Genomic DNA, 16,707 nt, shown 5'->3' on the forward strand with positions numbered 1-16,707 from the left:
CCAATTTTATAAATTTATATTACTTCAACATATTTTTCTTTTTTATTTACGACTTCTCCGACTATTTCAGCACATATTGCACCATTATTTACCATGTCTTTTGCTACTTCTTCAGCTATTTCAGCCGGTACTGAAACAAGCAATCCACCGGAAGTTTGTGGATCATATAGCACATCGGAAATTGCCTCCGGTATATTCTCTGAAATCTTAATATCATCTTGAACATACCCCATATTCTTATAAGCACCTTCTGGAATTATTCCCATTTCGGCAAATTCTACAACCTGTTTCATCATGGGAATTTTGTCCGCTTCAAGAATTATACTTACATCTGAAGCCACTGCCATTTCCAAAGTATGTCCCAACATACCAAATCCTGTAATATCGGTAACTGAATTCACATCGTATTTCATAAAACTTTTTGCCGCGTATTTATTTAAATGAGCCATTATTTCAACTACATATTTTGATGTTTCCTCATCTACTAATCCCGGTTTCATAGCTGTATTCATTATCCCTGCACCTAAAGGCTTGGTAAGTATCAATTTATCTCCCGCTCTTGCAGTTGAATTGGCAAGAACTTTTTTAGGGTGTACTATTCCAGACACAGACAAGCCATACTTAGGTTCTTGGTCATCTACAGAATGTCCACCTACCAATAAACATCCACTTTCATTTACTTTATCAGCACCACCTCTAAGGATTTCTCCCAGTATATTTAAATCATAACAAGATGGAAAGCATACAATATTCATAGCTACAGTTGGTTCGCCACCCATTGCATATACGTCAGACAATGCATTTGCAGCTGCAATCTGTCCAAATGTATACGGATCATCAACCATTGGAGTAAAAAAATCCAGCGTTTGTATTAAGGCAATTTCATCTGTTAATTTATATATTGCCGCATCGTCAGCAGTATCTAATCCAACCATCAAATTTTCGATTTTATCACTTGTATTTTTTGGAAGTTTTGAAAGAACTGAAGCCAGTTCTTGTGGACCTATTTTAGCAGCTCAGCCCCCAGCCTTAGTCATATCCGTTAATTTTTTGTACTCTTTTTCCATATTAATACCTCTTAAATATAAAATAATTTAAAGAAAGAGGAAAACCAATATAGATTATCCTCTTTTATGAAATTTATAAACTAATTCATGCTTTTTTCAACTTTTAATAGTTACTATCTCCAAGTTTAACTACCATTTGAATCCCACACTTTTTTCCAATGCCTTTTCGTAAATCGCCTTTCCTGTCACAATATCTTGTGTACTTATTCCGACTGATTTAAATACAATTATTTCATCATCTGATTCTCTTCCTTTTATTTCACCATTTATAACCTGGCCAATATCTCCTGTAAAATTTTTTTCCGATATAATTCCCTTACTTAAAGGAGTCATAATACACCCTGCTTCAGAAAGTACGGCTTCTTTAGAATCAAAGAATATTTTATCCGATTTCAATAAAGTCTTTTCATCTATCTCATGCATATTAGGCATATATGAGCCAATACCACTTATCAATGCCCCTTTTTTTACTTTGTCACCATTTATAACTGCCGTATTAGAAGTGGTAGCAAGCACTATAATATCAGCATCATCTATAGCTTCATCTGATGAAAAACTTGAAATAATTTTTATTTTATCAGAATACTTTTCAGTCATTTTTTTTACAAAGGCATCTCTTTTCTCTTTATTCCTGCTAAATACTCTAATCTCTTTTATAGTCTCACATCCTGCAATAATAGCATCAAATTGTGATTCAGCCTGACCTCCCGTACCAATTAGGGATCCTGTTTTACTTCCCTTTTTAGCCAATAAGCTAACTGCTGCACCTGTTGCTGCTCCGGTTCTTAATTCTGTTACATAGGTGCCATCCAAAATACAATTTACCATACCTGTCTTATCATCTACAAGTAACACTGTTCCCGGAGTAGATGGCAATCCTTTTTGAGGATTATTCGGAAATACCGACACTATTTTTAGTCCTGCAACACCTATCTCATCAATATATCCAGGCATAAAAAGAATATTTCCCTGCTCATTTTGTGATTCAATATTTGTTCTTAATGGAGATATACTCTTTCTTTTACTAAAAATCGAATAAGCTAATTTATCCGCCTCAATAGCATCCTTCATTGTAAACACCCATTTTATTTCATCTCTATTCAAAAGTAACATATTTTCCTCCAATAACATATCCAAAATGTTAATATTTTTAGTATTTATCCTACACTTTTTATACATAATATTATATCATATATGTTTATTTCCTTCTATATTTTATACTTTAACAATATTCTTGTATAAATTATATAAAAAAATAATCATTATTTTCAAAAAATTCTTGTATATTTTGATAATAAATGATACAATAGCTCTAAATAAATAATTACGAATCAATTTTATTGTAAAGGGGGAAAGATTATGTATTTATTTTCTATAAATTCGTCCACAGTTACCACGAGTTTTAGAACGACAAACAAATATAATAACTGTGTTCGAAATAACTGGTCAAATTGGATATTAATGTAGGTATAAAATAATATTCTATTATACATAAATACCTAAGCTACCTACTCTTCAAATGATATTTTTACTCAATAGCTTAGTTTAGTTATATTTATATTTCCAAATTATATTCACAATTTATTGGATACTATCAGTCCAACTTCTTACACAGTTCTATAGTCAATATAGTTCTTTTTTTATACCAAAATCACCATATTGATTATCATACACATCATTTAGAAAATATACTTTCTATACATTCAAAAATGCAAATTCAGAAATTATTAAAAACTATATATCTGTTACTTTTATTTTAAGGAATTATTCTATATAAATTTACTTAAAACCAATAATTCTACAATCAATAGATATATAAATAAATATTTAAAAAGGAGAATTTATTATGTACTGGCAAGGATTACTAAAACAATACAAGGAATTTTTACCTATCAATGAAAAAACGCCCCTTATATCATTATATGAAGGCAATACTCCGCTGATTAAAAGCGAAAATATAAGCAAAGAACTTGGAATTGAACTATTTTTTAAATATGAAGGACTAAATCCTAGTGGTTCTTTTAAAGATCGAGGAATGGTAATGGCAATCGCTAAAGCAATAGAATCCGGTTCAAAAACTATAATGTGTGCAAGTACCGGAAATACCTCTGCTTCAGCAGCAGCATACGGTGCCAGATATGGATTAAAAACAATTGTATTGATTCCCGATGGATATGTAGCTATGGGAAAACTCGCTCAGGCACTACAATATGGTGCAAAAGTGGTAGCAATAAAGGGAAACTTTGATGATGCTCTGAACCTCGTAAAGGAAATAACAGAAACACATCCTATTACGCTTGTAAATTCATTAAATCCATATAGAATTGAAGGTCAAAAAACCGGTGCATTTGAAATAGTTGATGCTCTGGGAGATGCTCCTGACTACCTTGCAATACCTGTTGGAAACGCAGGTAACATTACGGCATATTGGAAAGGATTCAAAGAATACAAAAATGCAGGTAAATCTTCAAAACTTCCAAAAATGAAAGGTTATCAGGCTCAAGGAGCATCACCTATAGTGGAAGGACATCCTTTTGATAACCCCGAAACAATTGCCACTGCAATTAGAATAGGAAATCCTGCCTCTTGGAAAAAAGCCGAAGAAACAAAAAATGAATCCCATGGTTCTATCAAAGCTGTAACTGACGAAGAAATATTAAAAGCATATAAACTACTTTCTGATAAAGAGGGAATATTTGCTGAACCGGCATCTGCAGCCTCACTTGCGGGAATTATTCAATCTGTCAAAAACGGTGATATCGAAAAAGGATCAAAGGTAGTTGCAATTCTTACAGGAAATGGCTTGAAAGATCCTGATACTTGCCTAAGTATAGCTGAAACACCAGTTTCCATTCCTGCTACTATGGAAAGTGTGCTTGAATTAATCAAATAATGATGAATATGAGGTGATATAATATGATAAAAGTTAAAGTACCTGCCACAACTGCCAATATGGGGCCCGGATTTGATTCCCTTGGTATGGCATTATCAAGATATTCAGAATTTGAAGGAGAAATAGCTGAAAACATAAAAATTAGAATTTCAGGTCTGGAATCAGAAAAACTAAAAGGAAATAAAAATCTCGTTATAGATTCAATGAATTATCTTTTTGAAAAAGTCGGAAAACGGCCAAAAGGCTACAATTTACATATAAAAAATAATATACCCTTAGCCAGAGGAATGGGTTCAAGTGCAGCTGCCATTATAGGAGGTTTAAAATTAGCAAATGCTCTGATTGATTTCCCACTAAATGACGATCAATTACTTGAATTGGCAACTGATATAGAAGGACATCCTGACAATGTTGCTCCTGCTTTATTTGGTAATATTATTTTATCAACTAAATCAAATAACGAAATCATATATAGAAAAATAGCACCTTTTGAAGCTCTGGAATGTGTTCTTTTCAGTCCTGATTATGAAGTTTCCACCAGTAATTCCAGGAATGTACTTCCAAAATCATATTCATTGCAAGATGCCGTTTATAATAGTTCACATCTGGCCTTACTAATATATGGATTTATTACTAATGATACCATTCTTATAGGAAAAGCTATGAATGATAAAATACATGAACCCTATAGAAAAAAATTAATTAATTCTTTTGATGAATTTAAAAAAATAGCACTGGACTCAGGTGCGTTCGCTTTTTCACTAAGCGGTTCCGGATCTACCATAATTGCTTATTGCACAAAAGATCATTCGAAAAATGTACTTAGCTCTTTCGAAAAATTGGCAAATGAAAAAAATATATCCGGAAAAGCTGAAATACTAATGCCTTGCAAAAAAGGTGCCCAATATGAATAGGAGGATAAAACATGAGTATTATTGTTCAAAAATATGGAGGAAGCTCTCTCGCCGATATCGATAAAATAATGAGGGTTGCAAATAGAATTATAGATGCAAAAAAACAGGGTAATAAAGTAATTGCAATAGTTTCTGCTATGGGTAAGACTACTGATAATTTAGTGACATTGGCAAATCAAATTAGCAAAAATCCACCTAAGCGAGAAATGGACAGATTGCTTTCTACTGGAGAAGAAATATCGATGTCTCTTTTAGCAATGGCAATACAATCACTAGGTGAAAATGCAATCTCACTAACAGGACCACAAGCCGGAATAATGACGGACTCCATTCATAATAAAGCAAAAATTATAAATATAGTATCAGATAGACTTCTAAAAGAACTGGAAAACTATAATATAGTTATAATTGCAGGTTTCCAGGGGTTAAATGAAAATAATGATATTGCAACATTAGGGAGAGGTGGTTCTGATACATCTGCAGTGTCAATTGCAGCTGCATTGAATGCAGACTTATGTGAAATATTCACAGATGTAGATGGTGTATATGCTTGTGATCCCAGAATTGTACCTAATATAAAAAAATTAACTGCTATTTCCTACGACGAAATGTTGGAATTAGCAAATCTGGGAGCAAAGGTTCTTCATCCAAGATCCGTTGAAGTAGCAAAAACGCATGGAGTCACTATACATGTAAGATCTAGCTTTAACCACAATATCGGAACAATAGTTAAGGAGGAAAATAAAATGGAGCATAATGGATTAATAACTGGAATTGCACATGATTTTAATGTTGCAAAAGTCGTTGTATTCGGTATACCGGATATTCCAGGGACAGCAGCAAATGTTTTTAGAGAATTGGCAAAATCAAATATCAATATTCAAATGATTGTTCAAAGCTCTCAAATCAATAACAAAAATGATATTGCATTTACTTGCTCTCTTTCAGATGCTAGAGATGCAAAAAATATCTTAGAAAATATAGCAAAAGAATTAGGAGCAGAAAACATATTAATAGAAGAAAATCTAGCTAAAGTCAGCATAGTTGGTGCTGGAATGATGACACATTCAAATATTGCTTCACAGATGTTTGAAGCATTGGCCAAATCAGATATAAACATTGATATGATAAGTACTTCTGAAATTACTATTTCCGTCATTGTAGACTCTTCTCAATGTGAAAAAGCTGTAAAAGCCTTGGCAGAAGAATTTAAATTGGTATAAATCAAACTATAAAAACACATACAGAAAAAATCTCATACACTCAAAAGAAGTGACCTTTACCAAAACAAGTAACTGTCACTTCTTTTATTAATAAATATTAACTTTCTCCAGATATTTTTAATGTTATATTCTATGCAAGAATAGTCCACACCTTACTTTAGGTTCAAACCATGTTGATTTTGCCGGCATAATTCTATCTTCATCCGCAACCCTTAATAACTCGTCTATAGATGTCGGGTAAAGAGAAAATCCAACTTTCATATCTTCATTTACTCTTTTTTCAATTTCGTCAGTACCTCTTATACCACCTATAAAATCTATCCTTTTATCCTTTTGTGGTTCACTTATACCTAATATCGGTTCTATTAAGTAATCGTGTAATACACTTACATCTAAATTTTCAACAGAATCATCTTTCAGTTTAAATCTTTTATTAAATACCAGTTTGTACCATTGTTCATCAATATACATCCCATATTCAAATTTCTGTTCAGGCTTAAATTCATCGCTGACTTTTTCCAAAATGAAATTTTCCTCAATTTTGTTTAAAAACTCATCTATATCTAAGCCGTTTAAATCTTTTACAACTCGATTATAATCCATAACATGAAGTGTATTTTTTGCAGCTATCATTGCCGGATAGAAATTAAATTCCTCTTCTTCTGAATAATTAAGATTTTTGTCTTTCTTTTCTATTGCATAATTTTGAGCCGCTGCTGAGCGATGATGTCCGTCTGCAATATATAAATTTTCCACTCTTTCAAAAGAATTTACGACCATTTCCTCTTCTTTTTCATCCAATTTCCAGATAGTATGTCTAATTCCATCTTCAGATATAAAATCATAGATTGATTCATTGTTAAGAGTTTTTGCTATTACTATATCAATTACAGAGTTATTATCGTAAGTAAGAAGAATAGTACCTGTATGAGCCTGACAATAATCGATGTGCTTAGTCCTATCCTCCACCTTATCTGGTTTTGTATTTTCATGAGTCTTTATTTTTCCATTTATTCCATCTAATACACTTACGCATCCTACTATACCGATCTGACTCCTATCTCCCATTACTTCCCTATATACATATAATGAAGGTTTTTTATCTTCTATAAGTATATTTCTCTCTATAAAATCATCAAGTACTTCTTTAGCTTTTTGATATACTTTTTCTGAATATATGTCTATATCATTATCAAAATTAATCTCTGCCCTATCTATCCTAAGATATGTATACTTATTTTCCTTCGCTATTTTTTTTGCTTCCTCTGTATTCATAGTATCATATGGGAGAGCTGCCACTTTTTCCACATAATCTTTGTTTGGTCTTAAAGCCTTAAAGGGTTTAACCATAACCATAATAAATACTCCTCCTGTGTATATTTTCCTATAGTATTATCTACTATAATAAGAATTATAATACTTTTACCATACTTTTAGCTAAATATTCTTCTATTATATTTACTATCTCATTTCCTATTCTAGTTTGAGCTTCTATAGTAGATCCCCCTATATGTGGTGTAACACTTACCTTAGGATTTATTAATAGTTCTTTCATTGGCATAGGTTCATCTTCAAAGCAATCTAAGGCGGCCCCAGCAATCTCATTATTATCAATTGCTCTAAGCAAATCCTCTTCAACTATTATTCCCCCTCTTGCACAGTTAATTATAAATGCAGTATCTTTCATAATTTTAAACTTATCATAATCAAATAAATTTCTCGTATCATTAGTTAATGGAGTATGAATAGTTATATAATCAGATTCTCTTAAAATTTCATCCAAATCGGTGAATTTAAATCCTTCTTTATTTTCTATACATTCTTGAACATCGGTATATAATATGTTCATACCAAGCTTATTTGCCTTATCAGCAATGTTTTTAGCTATTTTTCCATATCCTACTAATCCTAAAGTTTTGCCCATAATCTCATTTCCTTTGAGATTTTTCTTATCCCAAATGCCGTTTTGAAGTTTTATGTTGGCTATTTTAACTTTTCTGGCTAAAACCAGCATTTCACATAAAACTAATTCGGCAACTGCATTTGTACTAGCCATGGGTGTATTTCTTACTTGAATACCGTTTGCCTTTGCAAAGTCCACATCTATATTATCAAGTCCTACTCCTCCCCTAATTATCATTTTTAGTCGTTTAGTTTTAATGGCTTCATCTATAATATTTTTTCTGATTTTAGTTGCTGATCTTACTACGATAATATCAATTTCTTTTATTTTATCCTTCAATTCAACTTCTTCATAAAATTTTTCTTCAACATCAAATCCCATATTTTTTAATAAATTTATAGCATTCTTTTCCATTCCGTCTGTTACCAATATCTTATTCATAATTATTCCCCCAAAATTTTATCTTCAATAACTTATTATCTATAACGTTTACCCGGTATAATATGGCCGGTAAATAAATATAAAAATACATATTTATTTTTTTGAATATATCAAATTAAAATACTAAAACCCTAGTATTTCATCAATTGTATCTAAAAGATATTTAATATCTTCAATATTATAATCACCCATATGTGATATTCTAAAAGTTTTGTCTTTTAAATCGCCGTATCCGTTTGCTATCTGCATTCCTTTTTCTATTAATTTTGAATTTAGTTCAGAAATATTAATATTTTGATTGTTTTCTATGACTGTCAAAGTGTTTGATAGATAATTTTTGTCAGTGAATAATTTGAAATGATTTTCGGCCCATGCCCTAACTAAATTAGCCATGTCCTTATGTCGATTGAATCTATTTTCCAGACCTTCTTCTAAGATATTGTCAAGTTGATAATCCATTGCAAACATATGTGAAATGGAAGGAGTTGAAGGATATTGATAATTTTTCTTTTTGAGATATTTATACATCGCGAGCAAATCAAAGTAGGTTCCTCTAAATTCAACTTTTTCTGCCCTTTTTATAGCCCTTTCTGAGAAAGTACAAATTGCCATTCCCGGTGGTAAACCTAATGCCTTTTGAGTTGAAGTTATTAATATATCAATATTATTTTTATCAACTTCTATTTTTATGCCACCTGCCGAGCTAACTGCATCTACACAAAATACTATATCATCGTATTTTCTAACTACATCAGCTATTTTTTCTATTGGATTTGTAATTCCAGTAGATGTTTCATTATGCTGTATAGCTATTAAATCATATTCTCCGGTTGAAAGAACTTTATCTACTAACTCCGGAGTAATAGCCTTCCCTAAATCCACATTGTACAAATCAGCTTTGACATTATTAGTCACTGCCATCTTATACCATCTATCTCCAAATGCACCACAGGAGAATACGGCCGCTTTTTTGGATGTACACGATCTAATCGCGCCTTCCATCAAACCTGAGCCGGAGGATGTGGATAGAAGTATCTCATTCTCAGTGTAGAATATTTTTTGTAATTTTTTGCTTATTCTTTCCTGCAAAGCACTAATTTCTTTGCTTCTGTGTCCTATCATCGGTGTTGCCATTTTTTCGAGAACATCTTCCCGCACATCGATTGGACCCGGAATAAATAACTTCCTTGCCATGGTTCTAACCCCCTTCGAATATTTTAAATTATCAATATGATATAACCATCTTTTAAATATGTCAATACTTTTTTTGAAATTAAATATAATTTTCTATTTTTTGAATATTCTGTTTTATAGAACAAGCATTTTGTTGTTTTCCAAAAAATATTAATTAGATTAGTTAAGCGATATATAGTCTTTCATATTATCAAATTTCTTTTCACCTATACCAGAAACATTTTTTATATCTTCCAAAGTATTAAATTTGCCATTTTTTTCTCTATAATCAATTATTTTCCTGGCTGTGGAAGGACCTACTCCAGGTATTGTTTCCAATTTACTTTGATCGGAAGTATTAATTCCTACTTTTGAACTATCTCCAGAATTAGAACTATTACAAACCCCGCTATCTACGCTTTTTGAATCTTCCCCCTGTTTCACACTATCAGAACTTGAAATGTTTTTATTTTCATCCTTATACGGTATTATATAGTGCTGGGAATCCTCTATGTTCATAGCTAAATTAATTCTTTCAAAATCCGCGTCTTTAGTCAATCCACCTGCTTTTTTAATTACATCATCCAATCTTTTATCTCCTTCAATACAGATTACTCCTGGATTTGCAACAGCTCCCGTTATATATACTACTACTTTGGAATTCATATTTTTTCTTGACTCCATATTGTTTTTTTCTTTTTTTTGAAATTCAAACTCGGAATTTTCATTAACTTTTTCACTTTGATTATTGGAGTTTTTTTTCGAAATATTATTAGTATCTACAACATATTTTTTACCAAAAAAACTCATACTCATAGGAAATAGTATTTTTATAATTATAATTGATATCACTAATATAGTAATAATCATTTTTTTGACATTTACTCCACTTATCTTTTCATAAATAATATTTACAATTTTTTCATTTTCTTTAAGTTTGTGTTTTTTCATAAATATCCCTTTCTTTAATGTATATAAATATACAAGCTTTGTAATTATATTCAATACTTTATATTAATATAGACAGTATTACAAAATCATAGGACTAAAAAGAAAAAATATAAAAAGTTATAATAAATAGTTTTAAAAAATTTGTATTTCATTTTTTTGACTAAAATAGATTATTTGTTGATATAAACCAAATACAATCTTCTTTATTTCTCTATTTTGTGATATACTTATCTTGCTACATTATAATTTTTTGCAACAAAGGAGGATTGGATTTTTTATTATCCAAATGTTTATCATGAAAAAAATAATATCAAAATTTTCTGCCTTGATATTGAGCTTTACTATTATTTCAAGTTCAATAGTCGGGGTTTATGCTGATGAAAAACAAGATTTAGATTCACTAAACTCAAAATATATAGTTTTAATGGATTATAACTCAGGAGAAATTCTTTACGAAAAAAATTCAAGAAAAAAAATATATCCTGCTTCAACTACTAAAATCTGGACTGCTTTTTGTGTACTTGAAAAAGCTAACAATTTGAACGAAATAATTGAAGTAAAAGATATGCCACAAATAGAAGGAACAAGTATGTACTTGGAAAATGGCGAAAAGTTTACCGTATATCAATTACTAGAATCTTTACTTATACATTCATCAAATGACGTTGCGTTTTTGCTGGCAAAACATTTTGGTGATGGAAATGAGAAAAAATTCATCGATTTTATGAATGAAGAAGCAGCTAAATATGGAGCAAATAATACACATTTTAATAACCCACATGGTCTTCCGGATGAAAATCACTATACTACCGCTATTGATATGACTACCCTTTCAAGAGTAGCTTATAGTAATGATATAATAAAAAAGATAGTAGCTATGAAAAGCGTCAATTTTAAGGCCAATGACATATATAAATTCGAAAGAACTTTGATAAATAGCAATAAGTTTTTAACTTCTAATAATAAAATTGATTATAAGGGAAAAAGTATACCAATAAAATATGATATTGTGGATGGTATCAAAACCGGATTCACTGATGATGCAGGAAATTGTTTAGTATCTACCGGACAAAAAAACGGGGTTAGATTAATATCAGGTGTATTCTTCGCACCGGCAGGTAGCTTATATCATGACTCAAGAACTATACTAGATTATGGATTCGATAACTTTAAAACAATTACAGTATTCAAAAAAAATGATATGCATGGTGAAAAATCAATAAGATTTTCTAAACCCGGAAAAATTAAATATAAGATGTCAAGTGACTTCTCTGTAACAGTTTTTAATAATGAAAAATTTAATAAAAAAGATTATTCAAAAAAATATAATTTTGATAGACTTTCCCTACCAATCAATAAAGGTGATGTAATTGGTACTGTAAATATTTACAAAAAGAATAATATGATTTCCAGTATTGCTTTAGTTTCAGAAAACGATGCACAATCATATTTTGATTATATATTAAGTTTTACGCCTTTTGCAAAAAATAAACCTAAAAAAAACGAGAAAAAGAAAAGTGGTAAAAAAAGCGACAAAAATAATAAAAAACAAAAAAATAACAACAATTCAAAAAGAATTAAAAACAAAATATCAAGTGGTGGTGAAAATATTAAATCAGAAGCTAATAAATCTGCTCAGGGATTATTAGGAATCTTACATGAAATAAAAGCTATGTTTTCTGGTTTATTTACAAAAAATGGACTTAAAAATATAGAAAATACTAATTTATATAAATTTTTAGATAAAAAAATAAGTAATAGTATTAGTTTTATACCTTCAAAATTAATTATAATAGGTGTACCCGTAATCATACTTATACTTATACTTTTATTGATAATAGGAATAATAAAAGATTCAATTAAGAAAAAATCACTCAATAAAGCCAAAGGCAAAAATGATAATTTATAAAAATAAAAAATGAGTGACTTATAATAAAAGTCTTATAAAGCTAAAACCAGAGACATTTACAAATATTTGTCTCTGGTTTTTTCCAACTAAAATAATGATTAAGTATTATTCTTAATTCTATCATCTATTCTTTAAAAAATATTAATTATCACGACTTAGATTTTACATAGTGTCTTTACAATTTTTGTTTTTCTTACAATTTCTACAATTACCTAGACATACATCAATCTCTTCCAAGCATTCATTAAACGCAACTTTACTACTATTTCTATGTCTAAAAATTGGTATATTCATCTTTTTGGCCTGCGACTCTACAATTTTAGTAAGTTTATGTGAAACTGTAGATGTCATTATTATTATAGCATCCGGATTTCCGATAGAATTTTTAACTTGACTTGACATAGTAGTATAAATTTTCGGCTTATACCCTCTATTTTTTGCCATTTTGTAATAATCTTTTTCCATTCTTTCATGTCCACCAATTACCAATAGACCCATATTTTTCCCCCTTATAAAATATCTAAAATAAACTATTCTCTCAATCAATTTACTAAAAATTATATTAGCAAACCCTAATGATAATAATTATCATCCTTGATAATATAATAAAGGAAAACTTTATTCTTGTCAACATTATTTGATAATATTTATTAGTTAATTTTGGTAATTATTTGTTTATTATATACAAAACCCCTCAAATGACAAATGATGATTTGAGAGGTTTTACAGTAATAATACATTATTTTCAATTATTCTTCAGCACTAGAAAATAAATTTTCGATGCACTCAATAAGCAATTATTAAAATTGTTTTCTAAACCTTATTTTCTTTGTAATTTCCATACATATCACTGATAACAACGCAATAGATAAAGATATACCAAAATCCTTAACTGAATAAGTAGCAGGAATTGCAAAAATAGGTCTTATAAATGGAAGTAAGACAAATCCCAACAATGCCAGACAAACTAGTATAGCTATAATTACATATTTATTACCGAATATTCCCATTTCAATTGAAGTATTAAAATCAGATCTACAGGCAAAAGTCTGAAATGTTCTGGATAATAATAAAGTCGTAAATGCCATTGCCACTCCCATCTCTGGTGAGTGCTGTAATCCTATAAATTGAGCTAATATTGCAGCTATACCTACAAATATCCCTCTGCTCAATATGGATATCAAAGTTCCTCCTCCTAAAAGACCTTCATTCTTGTCTCTCGGTGGAATATTCATTATTCCATTTTCCGGTTTTTCCATCCCCAATGCAATTGCCGGTAATGAATCATTTACCATATTTATAAATATCAATTGTAATGCGGTATACGGATTTGTCCAGTCGACAAATACAGCAAATAAAATAGATATTATTGCCCCTAAATTACCTGAAAAAAGATATGTAATGGATTTTTTAATATTACTATAGACGGTTCTTCCCACTTCTATAGCATCTATTATGCTTGCAAAATTGTCATCCACCAGTACCATTGCAGATGCATCTTTAGCAACTTCCGTACCACTTCCCATACCTATACCTATATCCGCATTTTTCAATGCTGGAGCATCGTTTACTCCATCTCCTGTCATCGCCGTAACTTTATTTTTTTTCTGCCATGCAGATACAATTCTAATTTTATTTTGTGGAGAAACTCTTGCATACACACTAATTCTTTCCAGGTTTTCATCTAACTCTGAATCAGAAATATTATCCAGTTCTTGTCCCGTATATGATAAATCTCCTTCCTCAAAAATCCCTATTTCACGTCCGATGGCAACCGCAGTTGTTTTATGGTCACCAGTTATCATTATCGGCTTGATTCCTGCATTTTTTGCCTTAGACACCGCATAAACAACTTCTTTTCTTGGTGGATCTATCATTGCTATCAATCCGATAAAAACAAAATCATCTTCAAAATCAATATCTATTTTTTCACCATCGAACTCCTTATATCCAAAAGCCAAAACTCTAAGAGCATTATTAGAATATTCTTCATTTTGTAATTTTATTTTTTCCAGTAATTCAGTGCTCATCTCAATTTCATCGCTATCGATTAGCACCTTTTTACTTCTGGATAATATTATATCCGGAGCACCTTTTGTAAACATAATATCTTTTCCATTTATTTTATGAGTAGTAGACATTAATTTTCTATCTGAATCAAAAGGTAATTCTTGAATTCTTTCAAAAGTTTCTCTGACTCTATTTGTTATGTATCCTTTTTTATTTGCAAAAACTGTTAATGCTACTTCTGTTGGATCCCCGATTTCAACTCCCTCTTCATTTATACTGGAATCATTACATAATGCTGCTGCGTAATTTAACATAACTTCGGAATCTAAAAATTCACTTTTAATACTATCTAATCTCTCAGATTCTTCCACTTCCTGTGATTTAAATTCTCCATTGCTATATAGGTAATATTTTACAGCTGTCATTTTATTCATTGTAAGTGTTCCTGTTTTATCAGTACAAATAACTGAAGTCGAACCAAGAGTTTCAACAGCCGGCAATTTTCTAATTATAGAATTCTTTCTAGACATAATCTTTGTTCCCATAGAAAGAACAATTGTAACAATGGATGATAAAGCTTCTGGAATTGCAGCGACTGCTATGGCAACTGCAAACATAAAAGAATTTAGTACCACTGTTTTCAGTTCCTGACCATGTGGATGTGTCATTGCCCTAAATACCTGAACGGCAAATATAAATACACAAATTGCCACAATTGCTATACCTAGTTTTTTTGAAAAAGTCTCTATATTAGACTGAAGAGGGGTTTGTTTAGCTTCTGTATTTTCCAGTAAATCCGCTATTTTACCAATTTCTGTCTCCATACCGGTTCTGGTACAAACATAAGTCGCTCTGCCATTTACTACCATAGAAGTGGAATATACCATATTGATTCTATCACCGACTGTGCATTCAGTTTCAATTCTATCTGTGTTTTTATCTGCAGGTTCAGATTCACCGGTTAACATACCTTCTACTATTTTCAAAGATTCTGCTTCTAACAATCTACCATCAGCTGGTACATAATCACCCGCTTCCAATATAACTATATCCCCTGGAACTATTTCCGTAGATGATATTGTCAATTTCTCACCATCTCTTAATACCTTTGCACTCGGAACAGACATCTGTTTTAAACTATTTATTGATGATTCGGCTTTCTTCGTTTGAACAGTTCCCAATATTGCGTTTAAAATTAGAACTAGAAATATTATCAATGATTCCATTACAGATCCGGTTATTATCTGAATTATAGCTGCTACTATTAATATTATGACCATCGGATCTTTAAAGCTATCTAAAAATATCTTCCAAATAGGATCGCTTTCTTTTTCCTTTATCTCATTTTTACCATATTTATCCAATCTTTTTTTAGCCTCATCACTGGATAAACCCAAATCATCAGTATTTAATTCCTTTAAAACTTCTAATTTCTCCATTAAATAATATTTTTTATTAATATCCGACATATTTTCCTCCTTAACTCTAATTGAAAATCTAATATTGCAATTGCAATAAAAAAACCTTAATAACACGACTTTCAGAACAAATAAAAACTTATTCTGAAGGTCTTGCTATCAAGGTTATACTTGTCCATTAACCGAGTATATTAAATACTGTATTGACGACTAATAGATATATGTAAGTACATATAGTGCTACTCCCCTTCTGCTTAATTCTACCTTATAGCCGAGTATTTGTCAATATAAAAGCGGCAATATAATCGATAGTCAAATTATATTGCCACAAATATGAGCCTATATTTTTATTAATATATTATAAGACTACTAAAACTTCTACTTCTACTCTCGCACCCTTTGGCAATTCTTTTACAGCTACACAAGATCTAGCCGGTTTGTGATCGCCAAAGAAGTCAGCGTAAACTTCATTAACAGCACCAAAATCTGCCATATCGACTAGATAAACTGTAGTCTTCACAACATTAGTTACATCTGCACCGGCTTCTGCCAATACAGCCTTGACATTTTTTAGAGATTGAGTTGCTTGAGCCTTTATATCTCCCTCAACTAGTACACCTGTTTCAGGAACTAGTGGAATCTGACCTGAACAATATACCACATTTCCTACTTTTATAGCCTGTGAATATGGTCCAACTGCTGCTGGAGCCTTATCAGTGAATATTACTTCTCCCATTTTATTTACCTCCAAAATTCTTAATATTAATATATTATACACCTATTATTTTGCTATTACAATATAGGG

The 16,707-nt window shown here is 30.7% G+C and carries 13 protein-coding genes; 4 read left to right on the forward strand and 9 right to left on the reverse strand.

From position 1 onward, the window contains the following. Positions 1–14 precede the first annotated feature (14 nt). Positions 15–1,067 carry a selenide, water dikinase SelD gene (gene selD, locus HLB29_RS05045; RefSeq protein WP_185624055.1) on the reverse strand — a complete coding sequence of 351 codons (1,053 nt, stop codon included), beginning with the start codon at positions 1,065–1,067 and terminating at the stop codon, positions 15–17. A gap of 129 nt (positions 1,068–1,196) precedes the next feature. Then, on the reverse strand, positions 1,197–2,180 hold the full coding sequence (locus tag HLB29_RS05050; protein WP_185624056.1) for an ornithine cyclodeaminase family protein: 984 nt from the start codon (positions 2,178–2,180) through the stop codon (positions 1,197–1,199). A 733-nt stretch (positions 2,181–2,913) separates the two neighbouring features. Here HLB29_RS05050 and thrC point away from each other — a divergent pair. The 3 genes from thrC to HLB29_RS05065 are packed head-to-tail and all read left to right on the forward strand — an operon-like array spanning position 2,914 to position 6,097. Continuing rightward, positions 2,914–3,960, forward strand: a complete 1,047-nt coding sequence (gene thrC / locus HLB29_RS05055; protein WP_185624057.1) for a threonine synthase — start codon at positions 2,914–2,916, stop codon at positions 3,958–3,960. Positions 3,961–3,983: 23 nt separating this feature from the next. Continuing rightward, positions 3,984–4,874, forward strand: a complete 891-nt coding sequence (thrB, locus tag HLB29_RS05060; protein WP_185624058.1) for a homoserine kinase — start codon at positions 3,984–3,986, stop codon at positions 4,872–4,874. An 11-nt stretch (positions 4,875–4,885) separates the two neighbouring features. Then, positions 4,886–6,097, forward strand: coding sequence for an aspartate kinase (locus tag HLB29_RS05065; RefSeq protein WP_185624059.1), 1,212 nt, complete (start codon positions 4,886–4,888; stop codon positions 6,095–6,097). Between the two features lie 123 nt (positions 6,098–6,220). On the opposite strand, the gene HLB29_RS05070 is transcribed toward HLB29_RS05065, so the two are convergent. From HLB29_RS05070 to HLB29_RS05085, 4 genes are all read right to left on the reverse strand, one after another. Continuing rightward, on the reverse strand, positions 6,221–7,453 hold the full coding sequence (locus tag HLB29_RS05070) for a DUF1015 domain-containing protein (protein WP_185624060.1): 1,233 nt from the start codon (positions 7,451–7,453) through the stop codon (positions 6,221–6,223). 55 nt (positions 7,454–7,508) lie between these two features. After that, the gene (locus tag HLB29_RS05075) at positions 7,509–8,441 is read right to left on the reverse strand and encodes a D-2-hydroxyacid dehydrogenase (RefSeq protein ID WP_185624061.1); all 933 of its coding nucleotides are present in this window, start codon (positions 8,439–8,441) and stop codon (positions 7,509–7,511) included. Positions 8,442–8,564: 123 nt separating this feature from the next. Then, positions 8,565–9,635 (reverse strand): pyridoxal-phosphate-dependent aminotransferase family protein, encoded by a 1,071-nt coding sequence (locus HLB29_RS05080; RefSeq protein ID WP_185624062.1) that lies wholly within the window; start codon positions 9,633–9,635, stop codon positions 8,565–8,567. 159 nt (positions 9,636–9,794) lie between these two features. Beyond that, positions 9,795–10,565 (reverse strand): helix-hairpin-helix domain-containing protein, encoded by a 771-nt coding sequence (locus tag HLB29_RS05085; RefSeq protein WP_185624063.1) that lies wholly within the window; start codon positions 10,563–10,565, stop codon positions 9,795–9,797. Between the two features lie 295 nt (positions 10,566–10,860). Between HLB29_RS05085 and HLB29_RS05090 the strand changes: the two genes are divergently transcribed. Then, positions 10,861–12,474, forward strand: a complete 1,614-nt coding sequence (locus HLB29_RS05090) for a D-alanyl-D-alanine carboxypeptidase family protein (protein WP_185624064.1) — start codon at positions 10,861–10,863, stop codon at positions 12,472–12,474. A 162-nt stretch (positions 12,475–12,636) separates the two neighbouring features. On the opposite strand, the gene HLB29_RS05095 is transcribed toward HLB29_RS05090, so the two are convergent. The 3 genes from HLB29_RS05095 to HLB29_RS05105 all read right to left on the reverse strand — a co-directional run bounded on the left by HLB29_RS05095 (position 12,637) and on the right by HLB29_RS05105 (position 16,638). Beyond that, complete coding sequence (locus HLB29_RS05095) at positions 12,637–12,972, reverse strand: DUF2325 domain-containing protein (protein ID WP_185624065.1); 336 nt, start codon at positions 12,970–12,972, stop codon at positions 12,637–12,639. A 302-nt stretch (positions 12,973–13,274) separates the two neighbouring features. Further along, on the reverse strand, positions 13,275–15,953 hold the full coding sequence (locus tag HLB29_RS05100; RefSeq protein ID WP_185624066.1) for a cation-translocating P-type ATPase: 2,679 nt from the start codon (positions 15,951–15,953) through the stop codon (positions 13,275–13,277). Positions 15,954–16,260: 307 nt separating this feature from the next. Further along, positions 16,261–16,638, reverse strand: a complete 378-nt coding sequence (locus tag HLB29_RS05105; protein ID WP_185624067.1) for a RidA family protein — start codon at positions 16,636–16,638, stop codon at positions 16,261–16,263. Positions 16,639–16,707 lie beyond the last annotated feature (69 nt).

The organism is Peptostreptococcus canis (assembly GCF_014229965.1).
Classification (GTDB): Bacteria; Bacillota; Clostridia; order Peptostreptococcales; family Peptostreptococcaceae; genus Peptostreptococcus; species Peptostreptococcus canis.